The sequence below is a fragment of the Cupriavidus sp. 21MJTG02-4 genome, from assembly GCF_057798975.1.
This window is the reverse complement of the sequence record NZ_JBYOJP010000019.1, coordinates 42,373-62,933: the sequence shown is the minus strand read 5'-3', so window position 1 is coordinate 62,933 and position 20,561 is coordinate 42,373. Positions and strand designations below refer to the sequence as shown.

General features: G+C 63.3%; 16 protein-coding genes and 1 pseudogene. 15 read left to right on the top strand and 2 right to left on the bottom strand.

Going from position 1 to position 20,561, the window contains the following annotated elements; translation table 11 throughout:
- Positions 1-62 precede the first annotated feature (62 nt).
- Positions 63-662 carry a TetR/AcrR family transcriptional regulator gene (locus tag AC3FKH_RS28790; RefSeq protein WP_488679108.1) on the bottom strand — a complete coding sequence of 200 codons (600 nt, stop codon included), beginning with the start codon at positions 660-662 and terminating at the stop codon, positions 63-65.
- Positions 663-894: 232 nt separating this feature from the next.
- Here AC3FKH_RS28790 and AC3FKH_RS28785 point away from each other — a divergent pair, with 232 nt between their 5' ends.
- From AC3FKH_RS28785 to ltrA, 13 genes and pseudogenes are all read left to right on the top strand, one after another.
- A complete protein-coding gene (locus AC3FKH_RS28785) occupies positions 895-1,671 on the top strand; it encodes an enoyl-CoA hydratase/isomerase family protein (protein WP_488679107.1) in 777 nt (258 codons plus the stop codon).
- 13 nt (positions 1,672-1,684) lie between these two features.
- Entirely contained in the window at positions 1,685-2,476 is a 792-nt protein-coding gene (locus AC3FKH_RS28780; RefSeq protein WP_488679106.1) for an enoyl-CoA hydratase-related protein, read from the top strand.
- Complete coding sequence (locus AC3FKH_RS28775; RefSeq protein ID WP_488679105.1) at positions 2,469-4,307, top strand: acyclic terpene utilization AtuA family protein; 1,839 nt, start codon at positions 2,469-2,471, stop codon at positions 4,305-4,307. The genes AC3FKH_RS28780 and AC3FKH_RS28775 overlap by 8 nt, the downstream gene beginning before the upstream one ends.
- 5 nt (positions 4,308-4,312) lie before the next feature.
- A complete protein-coding gene (locus AC3FKH_RS28770; RefSeq protein ID WP_488679104.1) occupies positions 4,313-5,800 on the top strand; it encodes an acetyl-CoA carboxylase biotin carboxylase subunit in 1,488 nt (495 codons plus the stop codon).
- Entirely contained in the window at positions 5,788-6,297 is a 510-nt protein-coding gene (locus AC3FKH_RS28765; RefSeq protein WP_488679162.1) for an acyl-CoA carboxylase biotin carboxyl carrier protein subunit, read from the top strand. The genes AC3FKH_RS28770 and AC3FKH_RS28765 overlap by 13 nt, the downstream gene beginning before the upstream one ends.
- Before the next feature lie 2 nt (positions 6,298-6,299).
- A complete protein-coding gene (locus AC3FKH_RS28760) occupies positions 6,300-7,901 on the top strand; it encodes an acyl-CoA carboxylase subunit beta (RefSeq protein WP_488679103.1) in 1,602 nt (533 codons plus the stop codon).
- Positions 7,902-7,930: 29 nt separating this feature from the next.
- The gene (locus tag AC3FKH_RS28755; RefSeq protein WP_488679102.1) at positions 7,931-9,118 is read left to right on the top strand and encodes an acyl-CoA dehydrogenase family protein; all 1,188 of its coding nucleotides are present in this window, start codon (positions 7,931-7,933) and stop codon (positions 9,116-9,118) included.
- Positions 9,119-9,157: 39 nt separating this feature from the next.
- Complete coding sequence (locus AC3FKH_RS28750; RefSeq protein ID WP_133092956.1) at positions 9,158-9,979, top strand: SDR family oxidoreductase; 822 nt, start codon at positions 9,158-9,160, stop codon at positions 9,977-9,979.
- Between the two features lie 45 nt (positions 9,980-10,024).
- Positions 10,025-11,689 (top strand): class I adenylate-forming enzyme family protein, encoded by a 1,665-nt coding sequence (locus AC3FKH_RS28745; protein ID WP_488679101.1) that lies wholly within the window; start codon positions 10,025-10,027, stop codon positions 11,687-11,689.
- A complete protein-coding gene (locus AC3FKH_RS28740; RefSeq protein WP_488679100.1) occupies positions 11,682-13,268 on the top strand; it encodes a class I adenylate-forming enzyme family protein in 1,587 nt (528 codons plus the stop codon). The genes AC3FKH_RS28745 and AC3FKH_RS28740 overlap by 8 nt, the downstream gene beginning before the upstream one ends.
- A 274-nt stretch (positions 13,269-13,542) precedes the next feature.
- Positions 13,543-15,172 (top strand): annotated as a pseudogene (locus tag AC3FKH_RS28735) (ISL3 family transposase).
- Between the two features lie 214 nt (positions 15,173-15,386).
- Complete coding sequence (locus AC3FKH_RS28730; RefSeq protein ID WP_488679099.1) at positions 15,387-15,704, top strand: hypothetical protein; 318 nt, start codon at positions 15,387-15,389, stop codon at positions 15,702-15,704.
- A gap of 565 nt (positions 15,705-16,269) precedes the next feature.
- Entirely contained in the window at positions 16,270-17,616 is a 1,347-nt protein-coding gene (ltrA, locus tag AC3FKH_RS28725; protein WP_488679098.1) for a group II intron reverse transcriptase/maturase, read from the top strand.
- A gap of 330 nt (positions 17,617-17,946) precedes the next feature.
- On the opposite strand, the gene AC3FKH_RS28720 is transcribed toward ltrA, so the two are convergent.
- Positions 17,947-19,110: a porin gene (locus tag AC3FKH_RS28720; RefSeq protein ID WP_488679097.1), complete on the bottom strand. Its 1,164-nt coding sequence runs from the start codon at positions 19,108-19,110 to the stop codon at positions 17,947-17,949.
- Between the two features lie 377 nt (positions 19,111-19,487).
- Between AC3FKH_RS28720 and AC3FKH_RS28715 the strand changes: the two genes are divergently transcribed.
- Positions 19,488-19,703, top strand: coding sequence for a hypothetical protein (locus tag AC3FKH_RS28715; protein ID WP_488679096.1), 216 nt, complete (start codon positions 19,488-19,490; stop codon positions 19,701-19,703).
- Complete coding sequence (locus AC3FKH_RS28710) at positions 19,700-20,497, top strand: enoyl-CoA hydratase/isomerase family protein (RefSeq protein WP_488679095.1); 798 nt, start codon at positions 19,700-19,702, stop codon at positions 20,495-20,497. The genes AC3FKH_RS28715 and AC3FKH_RS28710 overlap by 4 nt, the downstream gene beginning before the upstream one ends.
- Positions 20,498-20,561: the final 64 nt, after the last annotated feature.

The following is a 20,561-nucleotide window of genomic DNA, read 5'->3' as shown; positions in this document are numbered from 1 at the left end:
TGCTGTTGTTCGATAGAGGCATCGGCCTGCGGTCCAGTCGCAGGTGTCGCCATCAACATAGGTCAGGATCCGGGGTTTTCGCATAGCGTACAAGCCACGAGTTCATCTGCAATCTCGTCAGGCGATAAAGGACCTTCCGGGCTGTACCAACGTACCGTGCCATGCAACGCGCTGAGGAAGAAGCGGCAGGCCATCGCGTCAGCACGTCTGATGTGGCCGGCATCCTTGAGTCGGGCGAACGCGGCTTGCCACAATGCCTCGAAGCGATGGCGTATCGCCAGCACGGCTTCGAGATGCGGGCCTTCCAAGTAGCGCCATTCATCGACCACCATCGGAACCATCCCTCCCTGCGTTTCGAGCAAGCGTCGAAGATGGGCGCGCGCCAGCGCGCGGAAGTAATCCCGTGCCGACATTGCCTGCGGATCGATCGCCTCAAGGTCGGCCAGGCATCCCAGCAGTCCTTCTTCCACGCCGGCGAACAGCAGATCCTGCTTAGTGGCGAAATGATAGAAGGGGCTGCCCGCCTGCATGTTGATGGCCCGCGCGATATCGCGCATGGTCGTGCCGTGGTAGCCCTTCTCCTTGAACAGCAGCGCCGCCGCGATGACGAGGTCATTGCGGCGGTTGACGTCATTGATGTCTTCGCGTTTCGGTCGCGCCATATCTCTTGCTCGATATCACTCAGTTGGGGGCGGGCGTCATTCTAGACGGGACGCCTGATGCCATCGCTTTAGGACATGTTTTTGACCCAGCTCCCCTCGGTACCACGGTCTGAAGTGTAGTCCACAATTAAACCAATCGCTTGCTTTTTTAATTCCGCACTCCTAGACTTCCTCACACCTCAACCGGGGGCGCGTCACTCGCGCCCGAGTCCGACCAGAAGGAGGAGGCAAGTTGAACGAGGATTTCCGCGCTGAACGCAGTGGGCATGTGCTTACGGTGACGTTCGGATCGCTCGAAGCACGCAACGTGATGAACGAGGCGTGGTTTTGCGAACTTGAGCTGCGCCTCTTTGAGGCGCAGCGGGACGAGCAGACCCGCGTGGTTCTGCTGCGCGCGCAGGGCGAAGCATTTTGTGCCGGCGGAGACCTGCGTGGCTTTCAGGCCGGGCCGCTGCCGGAGGGCTATGTCCGCTCGGCCTTCGCTCGGCTGCTGATGCGCCTGGACGACTTTGACAAGCCCATCGTTGCCGCCGTGCACGGCAGTGCGATCGGCGGCGGCACGACGCTTCTGTTGCATTGCGACTTCGTTTTCGCGGCCGCCGGGACGACGTTCCAATTGCCATTTACAAAACTTGGCCTGGTGCCCGAATTTGGCTCCAGCTACCTGCTGTCGCTGCATGCCGGCATGCGGCTGGCGAACGAACTGGTCCTGCTGGCCCAGCCTTTTGATGCCGAGAAGGCCTTGCGCGCCGGCATCGTGAATGAAGTGCTGCCTCCGGATGCGTTGATGGCACGGGCCAATGCGACGGCGGCGGCACTGGCAGCGCTCCCGCCCGCCTCCATGCGGGCCAGCAAGCGCCTGCTCCGGATGGGCCACCGCGCGGGCCTGGCCGCCGCCATAGCGGCCGAAGGTAAAGCGCTCGAGACCTGCTTTGCCTCCGAGGAAATGCAGGAATCCATCGCCGCCTTCTTCGCACGGCGCCAGCCCGATTTCTCGCGTTTTTCCTGATTGGAGAAAGTCGATGTCTGAATCCATTGTTGTCGAGCGCCGGGACAACGCGCTTTGGCTCACCCTAAACCGGCCGGACGCCCACAACTCGCTGAATCGCGCTATGACCGGGCAACTGGCCGACGCGTTCCGTGACGCGGCCCGCGACGACGCCATTCGCGCGGTGGTGCTGACCGCGGCGGGGGACCGCACCTTCTGCGCGGGGGCCGACCTGAAGGGCGATGCCGGCAGCACGTTCGCCACGGGGCGCGCGGAGAATCCGCTGGTTCAGGTGTACCGGGCCATGCGCGCCTGCCACAAGCCGATCATCGGGCGCATCAATGGCAGCGCCCTGGGCGGCGGGCTGGGGCTGGTCTCGGCCTGCGACCTCGCGCTTGCCGCGGCACACGCACGCTTTGGCACGCCAGAAGTCAAGGTAGGCGTGTTCCCGATGATGATCACCACCTACCTGATCCGCCAGCTGCCACGACGCCGCTATTGGGAGATGGCCTTTCTGGGCGAGCCCCTGAGCGCGGAAGAGGCCGAGCGTTACCACCTGATCAATCGTGCCGTGCCGGCCGAGGACCTGGACCGCCATGTCGCGGACGTCATTGCCCGGCTCGAAGCGAACTCGCCCAATGCGCTGCGACTGGGCAAGCAGGCACTTGACCTGATGCAGGACATGTCCGTGGACCAGACCCTCGCCTACGCCGAACTGATGATCGAGCGGCTTGCCAGCAGCGAAGAGGCCCGCGAAGGCATGGCCGCCTTCGCCGAGAAGCGCAAGCCGCGCTGGGTGCATGGCTCGGAGACTCATCATGGCTGAGCGCAAAGTTGCCATTGGCTGCTCTTCGGGCTTCTGGGGAGACAGCAGGCAAGCTGCGGCGCAACTGGTCGGCAGCGGCCGGATTAACTACCTGGTGTCGGACTATCTGGCCGAGATCACCATGTCGCTGCTCGCGCGCGCCAGGGCGAAGAACCCGGCGCTGGGCTATCCCCCGGATTTCGTCGAGACCCTGGCCCCGCTGCTCCCCGCCATTGCCGAACGCGGTATTCGCGTTGTTTCGAACGCCGGCGGGGTCAATCCGCGCGCCTGCAGGGAGGCGCTCGCCGAGGCGGCAAGAGCGGTCGGCGTGGCGCTGCGCATCGCCGTGGTCGAGGGCGATGACCTGATGCCGCGCATCGATGAGATCAAGACCCTCGCGCCGGCGGAAATGTTCACGGGGGCGCCGTTCCCCGAGCGCCTGCAGAGCTGCAACGCTTATCTGGGCGCACGCGCCATTGCCACCGCGCTGGATGCCGGCGCCGATGTTGTGCTGACCGGCCGTTGCGTCGATTCGGCGGTGACGCTAGGCATCCTGATGCACGAATTCGGCTGGCGCGATACCGACTACGACTTGCTGGCCGCCGGCAGCCTGGCCGGCCATGTCATCGAATGCGGTCCGCAATGCACGGGCGGCCTCTTTACCGACTGGGCCGAGGTGCCGGGCTGGGAAGACATGGGCTATCCCATTGTCGAGTGCTCGGCCGACGGCGCCTTTACTGTGACCAAGCCGGCTGGCACCGGCGGCCTGGTCACGCCCGCCACCGTGGCGGAACAGATCGTCTACGAGATCGGCGACCCTGCCGCCTACATCCTGCCGGACGCGGTCTGCGATTTCACAGACGTAAGACTGGTGCAGGACGGCACTGACCGCGTGCACGTGAGCGGCGCCCGCGGCCGCGCCCCGACGCCGACCTACAAGGTCAGCGCCACCTACGCTGACGGCTGGCGCGTGATCGCCACCATGATGGTGGCCGGGCACGATGCGGCGGCCAAGGCGCGCCGCATGGGGCAGGCCATTATCGAGCGCACGCGCCGGCTCAACCTGGCGGCCGGGCGCGCGGATTATCGCGAGACCTCGGTCGAGGTGATCGGCGCCGAAGATACCTATGGGGAAACCGGCCGCTTTGCCGCCTCCGCCCGCGAAGTGGTGCTGAAGATCGGCCTGCGCCACGACGACAAGACCGCACTTGAAGTCTTCAGCCGCGAGATGACACAGGCCGGCGTGGCCATGGCGCAGGGCACGACCGGGCTGTTCGGCGGACGGCCGTCACCGTCGCCGGTGGTGCGGCTGTTCTCCTTCCTGCTCGACAAGGGCCGGGTGCCGGTGCAGGTTGAACTGGACGGCACCGCGACCTCCGTGACGGTCGCGCCCGGCCAGCCGCTGGAATGGCGCGAACCGGCGGCAGGGGCCGATGAACCTGTCCCCGCGGATGCCGTGGAAGTGCCGCTGATCGCCCTGGCCTGGGGCCGCAGCGGCGACAAGGGCAACGACGCCAATATCGGTGTCATCGCACGCCGCCCGGAATTCCTGCCGGTGCTGCGCCGCGAACTGACCACGGAACGGGTCGGTGCCTTCTTCGGGCACTACATCACCGGCGCCGTGCGCCGCTGGGAGCTGCCCGGCTTCCACGCGCTGAATTTCCTGCTGACCGGGGCGTTGGGTGGCGGCGGTATCGCCTCGCTGCGCTATGACCCGCAGGGCAAGAGCTACGCGCAGATGCTGATGGACCTGCCGGTCCGCGTGCCAGCCGCCTGGCTCACGGCGCAGGGGCCGCTCGCGCTGTACGCGGCGGGCGCCAAATCAACGAACGTCAAGAAAATCGGAGCCTGACAGCCATGCCTGCCATCCATACGGTGCTGATCGCCAACCGCGGCGAGATCGCGGCGCGCATCATCCGCACTTGCCGGCGCCTGGGCAAGCGCGCGGTAATCGTCTATCACGAGGCGGACCAGGACTCGCTCGCGGTGCGGCTGGCCGACCAGGCCTACCGTATCGACGGCCCGACGCCCGTGGCCGCCTACCTGTTGATCGACAATATCCTTTCCGCATGCCGCGCCACCGGCGCGGATGCGGTGCATCCCGGCTTTGGCTTCCTTTCCGAGAACGCGGACTTCGCCCGCGCGCTCGACGCCGCGGGCATACGCTTCATCGGCCCGGGCGCCGATGCCATCGACGCCATGGGCGACAAGATCCGCTCCAAGCGCCTCGCCACGCAGGCCGGGGTCAACACCATTCCCGGCTATGACGGCGAAATCCGCGATGCCGACCATGCACTCGACGTGGCAACCGCGATCGGCTTTCCGGTCATCCTCAAGGCCAGCGCCGGCGGCGGCGGCAAAGGCATGCGCGTGATCCACGACGCGGACCCTGCAGCCTGCCGTGCCGCCTTCGAGCGCACCACGAGCGAGGCGCAGGCCGCGTTCGGCGATGCGCGAGTGTTCCTGGAAAAATACATCGAGCGCCCGCGCCATATCGAGATCCAGGTACTGGGCGACTGCCACGGCAATATCGTTCACCTCGGCGAGCGGGAGTGCTCGATCCAGCGCCGCCACCAGAAGGTGATAGAGGAAGCGCCCTCTGCGTTTGTCCACGAGCCGCTGCGGCAGGCAATGGGCGCCCAGGCGGTGGCGCTGGCCAAGGCCGTCGGCTATGCGTCGGCGGGTACCGTGGAGTTTGTGGTCGATACCTCGGGTGCGTTCTACTTCCTGGAAATGAACACCCGCATCCAGGTGGAGCATCCCGTCACCGAAATGATCACCGGCCTGGATATCGTTGCCGAGCAGATCCGCATTGCCGAAGACGATCCGCTGGGTTTCGGCCAGGATGAGGTCCGGTTAAAGGGACATGCCATTGAGTGCCGCCTGTGCGCCGAAGACGCCGAGCGCGATTTCATGCCGGCCACCGGCAAGCTGCGGGTATTCCGCCCGCCGGAGGCAGACGGGTTCCGCCTGGATGCCGGCGTGCAGGAGGGCGACACCGTGACCTCGGCGTTCGACCCGATGCTGGCCAAGCTGATCGTGCGCGGCGCCACCCGTGCAGAGGCGATCGAACGCATGCGCGCCGTGCTGGAGCAGACCATTGCGCTGGGTGTCACCACCAACGCCGCCTACCTCGAACGCGTACTGGCCCATCCTGAGTTCGTGGCCGGCAATACCTACACCAGCTTCCTGGAAGAGCACAAGCCGGCGCTGCAGGTTCCGGCGCCTACGCCGGAACAGGCCGCCGTGGTGCTTGCCGCGGCCTTGCTGACCAACCGCACGCTGACCGATTCACGCTTTGCGCCGCCTGCGGTGCATGGCGCTATGCATGCCTGGAGAAACTGATGAAGCTGACAGCGGAAGTTGGCGCCGGTGCGCGCCACCAGGTCGCGCTGGTGCGCGATGCACGTGGCGGCCGGGTCGAGGTCGACGGCGCAGTGTTTGACGTAATGATGGAGAACAAGCCGGATGGCGCGCTGGGGCTCACGCTGGACGGCCGCACCCATGCCGTGTGGGTTGCCCAGCATGGCGAGACCGCCTATGTGCATGCCTTCGGGCGTGCCTGGACCGTCACGCTGCGCGATCCGGTCCGGGGCGGCGGGGCGGATGCCGAGGAGGGCGATCTCTGCGTGGCTCCAATGCCGGGCACCGTGATCGAGGTCGCGGTCGCCGTGGGCGACCGCGTGAGCGCGGGGCAAACCATGATCGTGATCGAGAGTATGAAGATGCAACTCAACCTGGAAGCGGCCCGCGATGGCGTGGTCGCGGAAATTCCCTGTGCAAAGGGTGACCTGTTCGATCGGGACGCCTTGCTGGTGCGGCTCGAAGCAGGGAAGGAGTAAACATGCGCCGCATCGAATCCCGTATCAACACGCGTTCCGAGTCCTTCCAGGCCAACCGTGCGCACAACCTGCGCGTGCGCGAGGAATTCCTGGCGATGATGCAGGACGTCCGCCACCACCGGGCAGAGCGCGACATCAAGCGCCTGCGTGACCAGGGCAAGCTGCTGGTGCGCGAGCGCCTGGACCTGCTGCTGGATCCCGGCACCCCGTTCCTGGAACTGTCAGCGCTCGCGGCCAACCATGCCAAGTACGACGCGCACATCAAGGGCGCCGGCGTGGTCTCCGGCATCGGCGTGGTCAACGGCCGCGAAGTGATGGTGCTGGCCAATGACAGCACCATCAAGGGTGGTGCGGTCTATCCGCTCGGCGCAAAAAAATCCATCCGCGCGCTCAAGATCGCACTGGAGAACCGTCTGCCAATCGTGCACCTGGTCGACAGCGCGGGCGCTTACCTGCCCATGCAGATGGATATCTTCCATGAGGGCGGCCATATGTTCTACAGCCAGTGCCGCCTGTCGGCCGCCGGCGTGGAACAGGTCGCCGTGGCCATGGGCCATTGCACTGCTGGCGGCGCCTACGTGCCCACGCTGTCCGACTACTCGATCATGGTGCGCGGCTCCAGCGGCGTCTTCCTGGGTGGCCCGCCGCTGGTCAAGGCCGCCACCGGCGAAGACATCAGCGCGGCCGAACTGGGCGGCGCGGATGTGCACACGCGCATCTCGGGCACGGCCGACTACGCGGTGGACTCGGAAACCCAGGGCATCGCGCTGGCTCGCGAGATCGTCGGCACCCTGCGCCGCCGCCCCAAGCAGGCGGTGGACATGCGTGAGCCGGAAGCGCCGTACTACGACCCGGAAGAGCTCTACGGCATCATCCCGGACGACATCAAGAAGCAGTTCGACATGCGCGAGGTCATCGCGCGCCTGGTCGACGGCAGCCTGTTCCACGAATACAAGCCCGACTACGGCACCACGCTGGTGTGCGGCTACGCCTACCTGTGGGGCTACAAGATCGGCATCCTCGCCAATAACGGCGTGCTGTTCAGCGAGGCGGCAGAGAAGGCCACCAACTTCATGGAGCTGTGCGACCGCGACGGCGTGCCGCTGCTGTTCCTGCACAACATCACCGGCTTCATGATCGGGCGAGACTACGAGCATCGCGGCATCACCAAGGACGGCGCCAAGATGATCATGGTCCAGAGCAATGTGCGCGTGCCCAAGTTCAGCGTCCTGTGCCACGCCTCCTTCGGCGCCGGCAACTACGGTATGGCCGGGCGCGGCTACGATCCGCGCTTCCTGTTCGCCTGGCCGCATTCGCAGTGCGCGACCATGGGTGCAGAGCAGGCCGCCAAGACGCTCTCGCAGATCAGGATCGCCGCGCTGGCGCGGGAAGGCAAGCAGCCCGATCCCGCCGAGATCCAGGCGATCCATGACCAGATTCAGCAGGACTACACCCGCAGCAACAGCGTGTACTACCAGACCTCCGAGCTGCGCGACGATGGCGTGCTCGATATGGTCGATACGCGCAACGCGCTGGGGGTCGCGCTGTCCGCATCACTCAACGCGCCATTCGCCGAGCGGCAGCAGGGAATTCTGCGCATCTGAGCCGTATCCGCAAGAAGAAAGGAGACGCTGTGACGACATCACTTTCCCAGTTCGAGCGCTCGCCGGAACAGCGCGAGGTTTACGAGCAGGCTTTCCGCTTCGCCAAGGCCGAACTGGCGCCGCTGCTGCCGCGCATGGACGACGAAGACTGGTACCCCGAGCAGTTGATGCCGATGCTTGGCGCCGCCGGCTACCTTGGTATTACCGCACCGCCAGAATACGGCGGATCCGGCATGGACCTGTTCTCCGCCGGCATGGTGGCGGAGGCGTTTGGCTACTGGAACGCCAACGCCGGTTTCATCTGGGGGCCGCACGAGAACCTCTGCCTGAACAACATCCTGCGCAATGGCAACGACGAGCAGAGGCAGCGCTACCTGCCGCGGCTCTGTTCGGGCGAGTGGGTGGGGGCGCTGGCCCTGACCGAACCGGGGGCCGGCTCGGATGCGCTGGGCAGCATGCGCACCACGGCGCGGAAGGACGGCGACGACTACGTGCTCAACGGCCGCAAGATGTTCATCTCGAACGGGCCGGTGGCCGACGTGATTCTGGTCTACGCCAAGACCGATCCGGCGCAAGGTGCCAAGGGCATCTCGGCGTTCATCGTGGAAAGGGATTTCCCTGGCTTCAGCGTCGCGCAGAAGCTCACCAAGATGGGCTGGCGGGGCGCCCCGACTGGCGAACTGGTGTTCGACGAGTGCCGGGTGCCAGCCCGCAACCTGATCGGCGGCGAGAACCGCGGCGTGGCGGTGGTGATGAGCGGGCTCGACATCGAGCGTGCCTTCCTGGCGCTGCCGTGCATCGGCGAGGCGCAGCGCTGCCTCGACCTGTCGCTCGACTATGCCAATACGCGGCAGCAGTTCGGCAAGCCGATCGGATCGTTCCAGATGGTGCAGGCGATGCTGGCCGACATGTACACGGAGCTGGAAGCGGCACGTTCGCTGGCCTATCGCGCGCTGATGGCGTGCAACGCGCTGGAGCAGGGCGGTGGTGGACGGGGCGATCTGCACAAGCTGTGCGCGGCCTCGATCCTGCGGGTCGGGGAGATGCTGCTGCACGTGACCGACAAGGCGGTGCAGATCCACGGCGGCACCGGCTTTATCTGGGAGACCGAGGTCAACCGCCACTACCGCAACGCCAAGCTCGCCACCATCGGCGGCGGCACCAGCGAGGTTCGCCGCATGATCATCGCCGAGGAATTGCTGCGCGCCGCCCGCTGACCCGCACCCGTAACCAGCCGCTTTCGACAGGACATTGCCATGACCGTATCCTTTGACTTCGCCGGCCGCCACGTCTTCGTGTTCGGCGGCACCACCGGCATCAACCTCGGCATTGCCCATGCCTTTGCCCGGCACGGCGCCAATGTGACCGTGGCCAGCCGCAAGCAGGAAAACGTGGACGCTGCGGTCGCCGCGCTGGCGGCGCACGGCGCCGGGGTGCTGGGCGTGACCGCCGACGTGCGCGACTTCGACGCGGTCGGCCGCGCCTTCACCGCTGCGCACGACCGCTTCGGCAAGATCGACGTGCTGGTCTCCGGTGCCGCCGGCAACTTCCTGGCCGAGCTCAACCAGCTCTCGTCCAACGGCTTCAAGGTGGTGGTCGATATCGACCTCAACGGCACCTTCCACGTGATGCGACAGGCCTTCCCCTACCTGGCCAGCCCCGGCGCCTCGGTCATCAATATCACCGCGCCACAGGGTGCGATCCCGATCCGCTACCAGGCCCACGTCTGCGCGGCCAAGGCCGGGGTGGACCAGCTCACGCGCGTGCTGGCGATGGAGTGGGGCGCCGCCGGCGTGCGGGTCAATGCCATCTCGCCGGGGCCCATCGCCGACACCGAGGGCATGCGCCGGCTCTCGCCGCAGGGCACGGAGGGCGGGGCGCAGGTGCGGGCAATGGTGCCGCTTGGGCGGCTGGGCACCAGCGAAGACATCGCCAACCTCGCCATGTTCCTTGGTTCGCCGGCGGCATCATTTATCTCGGGCGCGATCATCCCGTGCGACGGCGGCGGCGCCATCGACAGCGTCAAGCCGATGATCGAGGCCGCGGCCAGAGAGCAGGCGGCGCGCCCGGCTGGCTGATTCCGCCGGGAGAGCGGGACACTACAACATCAAGAGGAGACAACCATGCAAGTACCAGAGGCATCGGCAGTAAGCCGTCGCATTCGCCGCGTAGCACTGGGCGACATCGTGCATCGCACGGCCGTCAAGTACGGAGGCCGCACTGCCGTGGTCGATGGCGAGCAACGCCTGAGCTACAGCGAACTGGACGCACTCAGCTCGCAGTTCGCCCACTACCTGCTTGAGGCGCATGGCAGCGGGATCCAGGTCGCCACGCTGTGCGCCAATTCGATCGACATGCTGGCCGCGCTCAATGGCATCCACAAGTCAGCCAATGTCTGGGTGCCGGTCAATATCCAGCTCGACACGGAGCAGATCGGGTACATCCTGCGCCATGCCGAAGTCTCCTGCGTCGTTGCCGACGAGGCCATTTGCCAACAGCCGCAGATGGCAGCGTTGCTGCGGGATCTGGGGCTGCCTGTCGTCGTCACCATGAGCAGTGCGTCGGGCACGGCCGGCTTGAAGTGGCCGGCGCTGGCAGCGCTGACACAGGGTCGCCCTGCCACGCTGCCGGAGGTGGACATCGACGGCGACCAGCCCGCGCTGATCATGTACACCAGCGGCACCACCGGCAACCCGAAGGGCGTGGTGCATTCGCATGCCTCGGTCTGCAGCGCGGTGATCGGCAACCTCTCGACCTTCGGCTTTACCGAGCAGGACGTGGTGACGGGCATCCTGCCGCTGTTCCACTGCGGCCAGCATGTGGTGGCCGCGTCCACCTGTGCCGCCGGCGCCTGCGTGGTGATCAGCCGGGGCTTCCAGCCGGGCCTTGTCGTCGACAGCGTCGCCAAGGAGCGCATTTCCGTGCTGGTGGCGCTGCCGATGATGTACGGGGCCATCCTGTCCGATCCCAGGGCCGCCACGGCGGACTTCTCGTCGCTGCGCCTGTGCGTCTACGCCATGGCGCCGATGCCGCGTCCGCTGGTGGACCGGATCGCGTCGAGGCTAAGCCCCAACATCATGCTCGTGACGGGCCAGACAGAGATCTATCCGGTCACCATGAACTTCCGCCCGATCGAGCATCCGCAGCGCGATGCCAACTATTGGGGCGTTTCGACCGTGGGCTGCGAAACCGCGATCATGGATGACGACGGTAAGTTGCTGGCGCGGGGAGACGTGGGCGAGATTGTGCATCGCGGGCCCAACGTCATGCTTGGCTATTTCAAGGATCCCGCAGCGACCGAAGCGGCGCAGCGGTACGGCTGGCACCATACGGGCGACCTTGGCACGATCGATGACGGCGGGCAGTTGCTTTTCCTCGATCGCAAGAAGGACATGATCAAGACTGGCGGCGAAAACGTGGCCAGCATCAAGATCGAGTCAGCGATTCTCGGTCATCCCGCGGTCGCTGGCGTCGCCGTGGTTGGGCTCGCTCATCCCCATTGGAGCGAAGCCATCTGTGCGATCGTCGTGCTCAAGCCGGGGGCCATGTGTAGCGAAGAGGAGCTGATCGCCCATTGCCGCGCCAATCTTGGCAAGTTCGAGGTCCCCAAAGCGGTGAAGTTCCTCGACGCGCTTCCCACAACTGCCACCGGGAAGATCCAGAAGCATGTCTTGCGCAAGCGGTATGAAGACTGCTTCGCGAATGAGGACCGTGAACCGCAGGTGGCTCCACCAGGACGCATCATCATTAAGGGACATACGCGCATATCAGGGAGCGAGCATGATTGAATCGACCACCATCGATCGCGTCTGGATGGCACTCAAGCGGAATGTGGCCCTGCAACCGGACCGGGCCGCACTGATTTACCAGGGGCGTGCAGTCACGTTTGCGGACCTCGACCGGGATTCGGATCGTCTTGCGTGCGGCCTGCTCGAGCTGGGCTTTGGCAAAGGCGACAGGCTGGGGATGCTTGGTCTCAACCAACCGGAATGGCTGCTGGCGTACCTGGCGGCGGCGAAGATCGGGGCAATCCTGGTCGGGCTCAGTGTGCGGTACCGTGATAGCGAGATCGAATACATCATCAACCATGCGAAGGTGAGGGCGATCATAGCGCCAGCGATGGCGGGTGACATGGATTACGTCGCCTACTTCGCGAGCATGGGCGAACGGCTACCTACCGTGCAGCACTACTTCTTCATGGGAAGTTCCGCCGTGCCGGCTGACCAGCGGTTTGACTCGCTGCTCGCCACGGTGGTAGAGCAGACCAGGATTGACCGAGCTCAGTCCGGCATAGCTCCGGAAGATCCGCTGGTAATCATCTACACGTCCGGAACCACAGGCCGGCCAAAAGAGGCGTTGATTACGCACCGCAGTCAGCTTGCCTCGGCGTCAGCCCAATGCAACCACCTGGGGCTGAGTCCGGGCGACCTGATGACGCTTGCTTTGCCGCTCAACCACGTCGGTGGCCTGACCTGCGGCTTCCTTGCCATGCTGTTGGGTGGAGGCACCAGCCTGCTGATTCCGGCCTTCAGTCCCAAGCAGGTCATTTCGGAGATGCTGTCATTTCCGCCCACTATCATCGTCGGCGTGCCGACCATGCACACGCTGCTGTTGCGGGAGGAAGCAATTGAGCAGCTCGATCGGCAGCGAGTCAGGCTCGTGATAACGGGTGGCGCGAATGCGGACCCCAAACTCTTGCAGCAACTTCAGCAAACTTTTCCACAGGCAAAAGTGATGAATCTCTACGGCTTGTCGGAAACTTCCGGGGCCGCGTTGATGTCGCCATGGGACAGCGATTTCGAGGCGACTGTTCGCTCTGTCGGCAAGCCGCTGCCGGGCGTCGAATTGCGGATCATGACCCCTGACGGGCGCGATGCGGCCGCAGGGGAACCGGGAGAACTGTGGATCCGTGGTGAGCTGACCGTTGTCGGGTATCTGGATTTGCCGGCCGAATCGGCCGCCGCCTTCTCCGACGGGTGGCTACGTACCGGAGATGTCGGTTGTCGTGATGACGATGGTCTCGTGACGCTGATGGGACGAAGCAAGGAGATGTATGTGCAGGGCGGCTTCAATGTCTACCCGATCGAAGTGGAGAATGTGTTGTTGCGTCATCCGGATGTGCTCATGGTCGCTGGCATTGGCGTTCCCGATCCGGTGCTGGGAGAAGTAGGGCACTACTATGTTGTGCCTAAGCCGGGCGCGCAGCCATCAGAGCAATCTCTGATCGATTATTGCCGCACACTGCTGGCCGACTACAAGGCACCACGACAAATTATATTCCGCGATTCCCTGCCAATGACACCAACGGGAAAAATCGCGAAGGCCAGGCTTTTGGAAGAACCTCCGGCAACTTCGGCCAGCACTTAAGGCTGATGCAAGGACGGCACGCGCGGGATGGTGCTGTCGAGCTGACGGGGAAGTCAAGCGAACAGAACGGGGCATGAAGAAAGTCCCCGTTTCTGTTCTGCCGTCGGACGACGCACCGATTTCGTTTGGCGGCGAACGAATAACTGGAGTCGACTATCGAGAGCACAGGGCGCTGAGCAATCGTGCAAAGGAATTCTGGGTCTCCCGCACTTTGTGTGACGGCCACGTCGAGGGCTTGATTTCGGGCCGATCTGGCCCCATGTTCGTTGTTACCATGAGCCGAGTTCTCGGTGGGATCGATCGTATTCTCGCTCGTGTGGGTAAGCGCTTTGTCCCTAGCGACGCGTGCGGGGAGACCATCACTGTCGAAGCCTGCAGTACGGTTCGCGCGGCACCTTGTCCTGCCTGCCATCGTTGGAGTCACCGAATCCACGGCCGCTATGTGCGCAAGCTGGAAGAACGTCCAATGCTCGAGCAGCGGGTCGTTCTCGCTATTGAAGTGCGTCGCTTCAAGTGTACGAACGCCAATTGCCCCGTCGTACGTTTGCCGAGAACGTCCACGCCCTGGCCGGGCGGTATCAACGTCGTACGCGATCGCAGGCTCGGGCGTTGCACGCGCTGGGCCACGCCCTCGGTGGTGAGGCGGCAGCCCGGCTTGCCGACGCCTTGGGCTTGCGCACCAGTGCTGACACCGTGCTGCGGGAGTTGCGCAGAGCTTCTGGGCGCAAGCGCAAACCACGACCGCGGGTCGTCGGCATCGATGATTGGGCGATCGCGCGCGGTCACCAGTACGGAACGATCATCGTCGACCTGGAGCGACGTGAGCCGATCGAAGTGTTCGCCGGCAGGGAATCCATTGCAGTAGCAGCTTGGATGCGTGCGCACCCATCGATCGAGATCGTCGCCAGGGACCGGGCCGGGGCCTACTCCGACGCGGTCGACATCGCGCTGCCGGCAGCCCAGCAAGTCTCGGATCGCTGGCATTTGCTGAGCAACCTGCGCGACAACGTCGAGAGGCTGCTGTACCGACTCGGGCCGCAACTGCGCCAAGCCGCGCAGCAGGTCGAGGTCGCTGGCGTGACCCTGGGCCGGCAGCGAGTGCTGAGCCGCGATTCACTGTGGTCATGGCAGCGCCAGAGCGATCAGAGCCGCGCCGCGCGGCTGGCGCTGTACGAGCGGGTGATGGCGCTACATGCCCAGGGCGGCACGATGAAAGGAATCGGGCTCGAGCTCTCGATTGACCAACGAACCGTGCGCAACTTCGTCACTGCGGGAGCCTTTCCGGAGCGCGCACCGAGGGCGCGGGGTCCGACGCCTTTGGATCCCTGTCTCAGCTATATCGAGGAACGAATCGCCCACGGCTGTCGCTGTCCTGAACTGATCTGGCAAGAACTCAAACAGCGAGGCTATATGGGCGGTTGCGCCGCCGTGCGGAATTGCGTGATTCGCCTTCTCTTTCCGCAGGGTAAGGAGCCGCTTGCCCAAGCACCCGCGCGCACGATGCCGTGCCCATCGTCCAGGCGCGTGTTCGGATGGCTTGTCGGATGGAGGAGGCTCGCGGTCGAGGAGCCCAGGAGCGCTTCGTGCAGGCGCTGTGCAAGATCGAACCCGTGGTCGGCGAGATCCGCAGCCTCGCGCGGGAGTTTCTCGGGCTTATGCACCGGAGAAGTCCGCGGCAGTTCGATCGATGGTTGAAGCGTCTGTCTCGCTGTGACGCAGCGGAAATGCGCAGGTTCGCGAAAAGCCTGCGCGCCGACTTACCGGCGGTGCGGGCGGCCTTCAGGCTGCCATGGAGCAATGGCCAGACCGAGGACCATGTCAATCGGCTCAAGTTCCTCAAGCGCCAGATGTATGGCCGCGCGAATATCGAGCTTCTGCGGCTGCGGGTATTGAAGCCAAACTGAATAGCGGGCTGCGCTGCCTTGTCCTACTGGACACGCTAGACCGATCGCCATCGCGGGCGAGTGAGCTCGCGCAGCCGGCACGAGGCTGGCGGGCTCGCCCACGTTTTTCAACAAGCAGAAGAATGGTGGTAGGGGGGGAGACGACGGCAAGGTCCTCCAAGCGAGTTCGCCGTCGTCACACAAATTGCGGAAGACCCCAGAGGGGAGGACCTGCGTGGATAAAGCAAAGCCGTTTTGTATTTCCAAACGTGAAGTGTGGGAAGCGTATCAACAGGTGAAGGCCAACCGTGGGGCGGCGGGCGTGGACGGACAGTCGATGAGGGAATTCGAGGCAGATCTGAAGAACAATCTGTACTACGGTCGGTTCTATCGGTCTGCGCTGGTGCAGGTGCTGCGTTCGGTTGACGCTGCGTTGGTCCGCTGGGCCCAGCGGAAATACAAACATCTTCATGGTCGCAAGGTGCGTGCAGCGGCCTGGCTGAAGGACGTCAAGTCTCGACAGCCGCGCCTGTTCGCGCACTGGGCCATGTAGACGACGGTGGACGATAAGAGCCGGATGAATCGAGAGGTTCATGTCCGGATCTGTGAGGGTTGCGCCTTGCAAGCGCATGAAATTCAGTTGCCTGAAATGGCAGCCGCGGCAAAGCCTAGCCAGCAGCCGCGTACCGAGTCTTGCGTGGTGCCCGGTAACGGTCACTGCGAAGCGTAGACAGGGAGGTTGTAGGCCGGAACATCAGTGAACGGAAAGATAGCCCCGAAATCGATCGTGGTCGAAGTAGCCGACTCTATCTCTCTATGGGGAAGGCGGAATTCCGGTACACGTCATGGCAAGTGTACTGGGGTGCTTCCGGGGTTCGTACCGCCAGCATGCAACCGAAGGATTTTATGTGAACAAGGGAGATCCGTCAGGTTCAAGCGATGTCTGCTTGTAAGGCCAGACGAGCCGAGAAGGTAGAACGGCCTGATGACCTGACGGAAGTCAGACTGGCTGATAGTACTCCGAGGTCGGGAGAACCGATTACATGGGGAAGCGGCCAGCAGAAGTTGAATCGTTCGTGGGCAACATGGACTCCATACAAAGGGAGATAAGGTCTTTTATGCAAAGAGAAGAATCACCGGCCATGGAAACGGGACTCGAACGAGTAGCAGCGAAAGCTCGGTGTGAACCAGCCCTCCGATTTACCTCGTTGGCCCATTACATCACGAAGGACCGGGTGTGGGCGAATCTGTGGAAGATTCCGAGCCACTCGGCCGCAGGGGTGGATGGCCAGAAGGTAGCGGAGGCGAAGGAGAGCTTTGATGGCTGGATTGAGCCGATGCTTCAATCTGTCCACCGCCGGGGATATCAGGCGCCCAATATCCGGCGTGTGTATATCCCCAAGCCCGGCAAGCAGGAGATGCGCCCGTTGGGTGTGCCGACTGTCGCTGATCGGGCGCTCCAGCGAAGCGCCGCCGAGGTTCTGTCCGCCATCTATGAACAGGATTTTCTGCCGTGTTCATTTGGCGGGCGACCGGAGCGGAGTGCTCACAAGGCATTGGCAACTCTCAATGAAGTGATTGCCGGTGGCAAGGTTAGTTGGGTGCTGGAGGCGGATTTGAAGAACTTCTTCGGGAGTCTGGATCATTCGTGGATACTCCGGTTTGTTGAGCACCGAGTCGGGGATCCGCGCTTGATCAGTCTGATCCGGCGCTGGCTGAAAGCAGGCATTCTGGAAGATGGGAAGGTGCATCAAAACGAAGAGGGGACCCCGCAAGGCGGTTCGATTAGTGTCCTTTTGAGCAACGTGTATCTGCATTACGTACTTGACCTGTGGTTTGAACGTGTGGTCAAGCGTCACCTGCAGGGCGAGGCTTATCTGGTGCGCTATATCGACGATTTTGTGATGTGTTTCCAAAATCAGGCCGATGCACTTCGTGTTCAGGATGCCCTGCGCAAACGATTGGAGAGATTTGGTCTGGCGCTCGAACCGACCAAAACCAAGCTCGTGGCATTTGGTCGTTTTGCACAACGGTACGCAAGCCATCACGGGAAGCGGCGTCCAGAGACGATTTACTTTCTGGGCTTCACCCTGTACTGCACGCGCAACCTGAAAGGCAATTTCAAGATAGGGATGCGTACGGAAAAGTCTCGACTCCGGCGTAGTCTGGCTAGCTTGCAAGACCTGATGCGGCAAGTGAGGCATTTATCGATTCGAGAGCAAGCTGAAAAGCTCAATCGGGTATTACGCGGCCACTACGCCTACTATGGCATTGCCGGGAACTTCCGGGCGTTGCAGAAGGTACATAGAGCAGTGGAGCGTTACTGGCGCAAAATGCTGAGTAGCCGGAGTCGTTCAGGCGGCATCACCTGGGAGGCATTCCAGGAAATCAAGAAGCGGTTCCCATTAATGCGACCAAAGCTGCATCTTCCCTATCGGGCGTTGCAAGCTATCGCGGTGCTGTGAATCAACTGCTGAAGAGCGTAGTGCGGGAAATCCGCACGCTACGTTCTGTGGGAACCGGAGGCGGGTGACTGCCTCCGGTCACCCGGTCGTGCGGGTGCGATTCCCGTGCGCTACTCGACATCTGGCGGTAGCCAGCCGGGGAGCCGCTTGCAGCAAGGCTTCGTGGCCGTCCGCACTTTGTGCGGCAGCTGTTCTTGCAAACCATTGATCTGTATGAATTTTTGGTGACCAACCGCCAGATTTCGCACCGATAGTACGATCACCCCAAGACGGACCTTGACTGAACGGCATTACACCCGATGGGGCCCTCTTCATTCAAACGAAGTGCACTCAGAACTTGTGGCGGATACCGATGGCAGCGCCGAGCATCGAGCTCTGGCCATTGGCCAGCGCATAGCTGTTGCCAAGGGAAAGGCTGGTGGCGTACGTGGTTGCCAGCGATTCCATCGTGAGGCCGGCGTTCCTGGCGTAGGCCGTGCTCAGGTAGACATCGGTACGCTTGGAGAAGGAGTAGCTCGCAATGAAGGCGATTTGCCACGGGTTGGCAACGTGCGTGTCGCCGAACAGGCTCTTGATGTTGTCGTAGTTGTACTCGAGCGTCAGGCCGACGGACGGGGTGACCTGGTAGTTGGCGCCGATCCAGTAGAAGTCGTCACGCTGGATCAGCACGTCTACGTTGTTCTTTTGCTGGCCCCAACGGTAGCCGCCCATGATCTTGGCCGGACCCCACGAATAGCTTCCTGCGACCGAAGCCTTCTTGACGGTGCCGTTGCCGGTACCGATGGTCGGATTCCACTGGTCGTAGCCAACGGTTGCGCCGAACGGGCCTGCAAGGTAGGTGACAGCCGCACCGTAGCCCGTATCGCGCCGGAACGCGCCCGGGACTTCACCGTTGCCGCCGATCGGAGTTGCCACGCCAACCGTAGCCGGCAAGGCTACGCCAGTGCCGAACGACCAGTGGGCCCCCGCCGTGAACGGACCAAACTTGCCCGTGTACTTGATGGTGTTGTCTTCGCGGTAGTTCGGGCCTTGCTGCAGCACCACAGGTTCGTACTGGGTGGCGTAGGCAGTCGGCGAGAAGTTGGCCAGGGCGTCGAACATCGAGACGTACTGGCGGCCGAAGGTGAACTGCCCAACGCTATCGCTTTGCAGACCCACGAAGGACTGGCGACCAAACAGGCGGCCACTTTGCTGCAGGCCGCCGCTGTCGCTGCTGAAGCCGCTTTCGAGCACGAACACGGCCTTCAGGCCGCCGCCGAGATCCTCAGTGCCGCGCAGGCCCCAGCGCGAGCCGGACAGGCCGCCCGCATCCATACGGGTAACGGAATGGGCCGGGCCGCGATTGAAGCCGTTTGCGGCAACGGGTACAGCACCAACGTTGTTGACGTATTCGATGTTGGCGTCCACCACGCCGTAAAGCGTCACGCTCGATTGTGCTTGTGCCGCACCGGCAAACGCGCCCAATGCTGCCAGCGCGATTAGCGATTTTTTCATGCTCAAGGATCTCCATTGATGATTGTTATATGGCTGCAGGGAGACCTCCTTAGTCTCCATTCCCTACTGCCAAACTTTATAAGTCGCTTCGAAATACTTGACCATCCGGTAACACCCCCCCGCCAAAGTGGCGGGGAACCGGATAGGGATATAGACGCTATGGTTGAGGTATCTAGAAGGTAGGCAACACATGAATCCAGACGTACTTGGAACGCCGACACACCCGCTGCGCCGCTCACCTCGGGCCTGGTCGGCGAGACGATAGAGAGCGCACCATGATCCGCCCTTTGCTGGAAGCAGCTTGAGAAAAGCCTGCGGGAAGCGAACTGCACGGCCGACTAGCGCCGCTTATCCGCTTCAAGCTGAGGAATTCCACCATGATCAGCGATACGTTCCTTGCGCCCAGTTTGTTCTGGGGCGCGATATTAACCGTGCCGTCCATCGCCGCTGGGCTGCTGATGCTCCGCTTGTGGCGCGGCAGCGTATTCGGTCGGCATCAAGGTGAAGCGTTTTCTCACTGGTCTGGGGCTCGGCCACCCCAGCGCGGCCTACCAATTTTTGCGACAAGAATTCTTGAAAACTATCTAATATGACTCGTACCGCCACCGATACCTTGCCTCCTCTCCTGCTTGAACGGCGGGGCGCTATTGCCACACTGCGCTTTAACAGGCCCGATACAATCAACGCCATCGATGTACCCTTGGCCCGGGCCCTTTTGGCGGCCGTGCAGACCATCGCCGCCGACCACACCGTGCGCGCCGTTGTCCTACGCGGAAATGGCCGGGGCTTCATGGCGGGTGGTGACCTGGCCACGCTGCGTGCCGACCCAGTGCAGGGCGCCACTGAGCTGCTCACGCTGCTCAACGAAGCGCTGCCCCTGCTCATGGGCATGAACGCTCCCGTAATAGCTCAGGTACACGGCGTTGCAGCTGGTGCGGGCCTGAGCCTGATGCTCATGGCAGACTACGTACTAGCGGCCGAAAGCACAAAGTTCAATCTCGCCTACATACATCTAGGCACGAGCTGCGACGTGGGTGCTTCGTGGGCGCTGCCGCGTCTTGTAGGCACTCGAAAGGCACTGGAGATTGCATTACTCAGCGAGCCGTTCTTGGCAGATGAAGCCCTGCGCCTGGGGCTCATTAACCGGGTCGTACCGGCCGCCGATCTTGACGCGGCAACCGACGCCATCGCCGAACGCCTCGCCTGCGGCCCAACGCTGGCTTATGGGGCGATGAAGCGGCTCATTCGCAGCTCCATGAATCGCACACTGCAAGAGCAGTTGTCAGCAGAAGCACAAGATTTTGTGTACTGCGCGGGCACACAAGACTTTCGGGCTGGTGTGGATGGGTTCTATGCGCGCGCGCCTGCGCTCTTTCACGGAGCTTAGGCGCAGCCATCAGCAAACACCCCGCCACAAAAATGCCGAGCAAGCGCCCGCATTCCTATTTCAA

Bases quoted from the DNA above. Each gene is read 5' to 3' on its own strand.
- AC3FKH_RS28790 (WP_488679108.1), bottom strand. From the start codon at position 662: ATGGCGCGACCGAAACGCGAAGACATCAATGACGTCAACCGCCGCAAT.
- AC3FKH_RS28780 (WP_488679106.1), top strand. From the start codon at position 1,685: ATGTCTGAATCCATTGTTGTCGAGCGCCGGGACAACGCGCTTTGGCTC.
- AC3FKH_RS28775 (WP_488679105.1), top strand. From the start codon at position 2,469: ATGGCTGAGCGCAAAGTTGCCATTGGCTGCTCTTCGGGCTTCTGGGGA.
- AC3FKH_RS28770 (WP_488679104.1), top strand. From the start codon at position 4,313: ATGCCTGCCATCCATACGGTGCTGATCGCCAACCGCGGCGAGATCGCG.
- AC3FKH_RS28760 (WP_488679103.1), top strand. From the start codon at position 6,300: ATGCGCCGCATCGAATCCCGTATCAACACGCGTTCCGAGTCCTTCCAG.
- AC3FKH_RS28750 (WP_133092956.1), top strand. From the start codon at position 9,158: ATGACCGTATCCTTTGACTTCGCCGGCCGCCACGTCTTCGTGTTCGGC.
- AC3FKH_RS28745 (WP_488679101.1), top strand. From the start codon at position 10,025: ATGCAAGTACCAGAGGCATCGGCAGTAAGCCGTCGCATTCGCCGCGTA.
- AC3FKH_RS28740 (WP_488679100.1), top strand. From the start codon at position 11,682: ATGATTGAATCGACCACCATCGATCGCGTCTGGATGGCACTCAAGCGG.
- ltrA (WP_488679098.1), top strand. From the start codon at position 16,270: ATGCAAAGAGAAGAATCACCGGCCATGGAAACGGGACTCGAACGAGTA.
- AC3FKH_RS28720 (WP_488679097.1), bottom strand. From the start codon at position 19,110: ATGAAAAAATCGCTAATCGCGCTGGCAGCATTGGGCGCGTTTGCCGGT.
- AC3FKH_RS28715 (WP_488679096.1), top strand. From the start codon at position 19,488: ATGATCAGCGATACGTTCCTTGCGCCCAGTTTGTTCTGGGGCGCGATA.
- AC3FKH_RS28710 (WP_488679095.1), top strand. From the start codon at position 19,700: ATGACTCGTACCGCCACCGATACCTTGCCTCCTCTCCTGCTTGAACGG.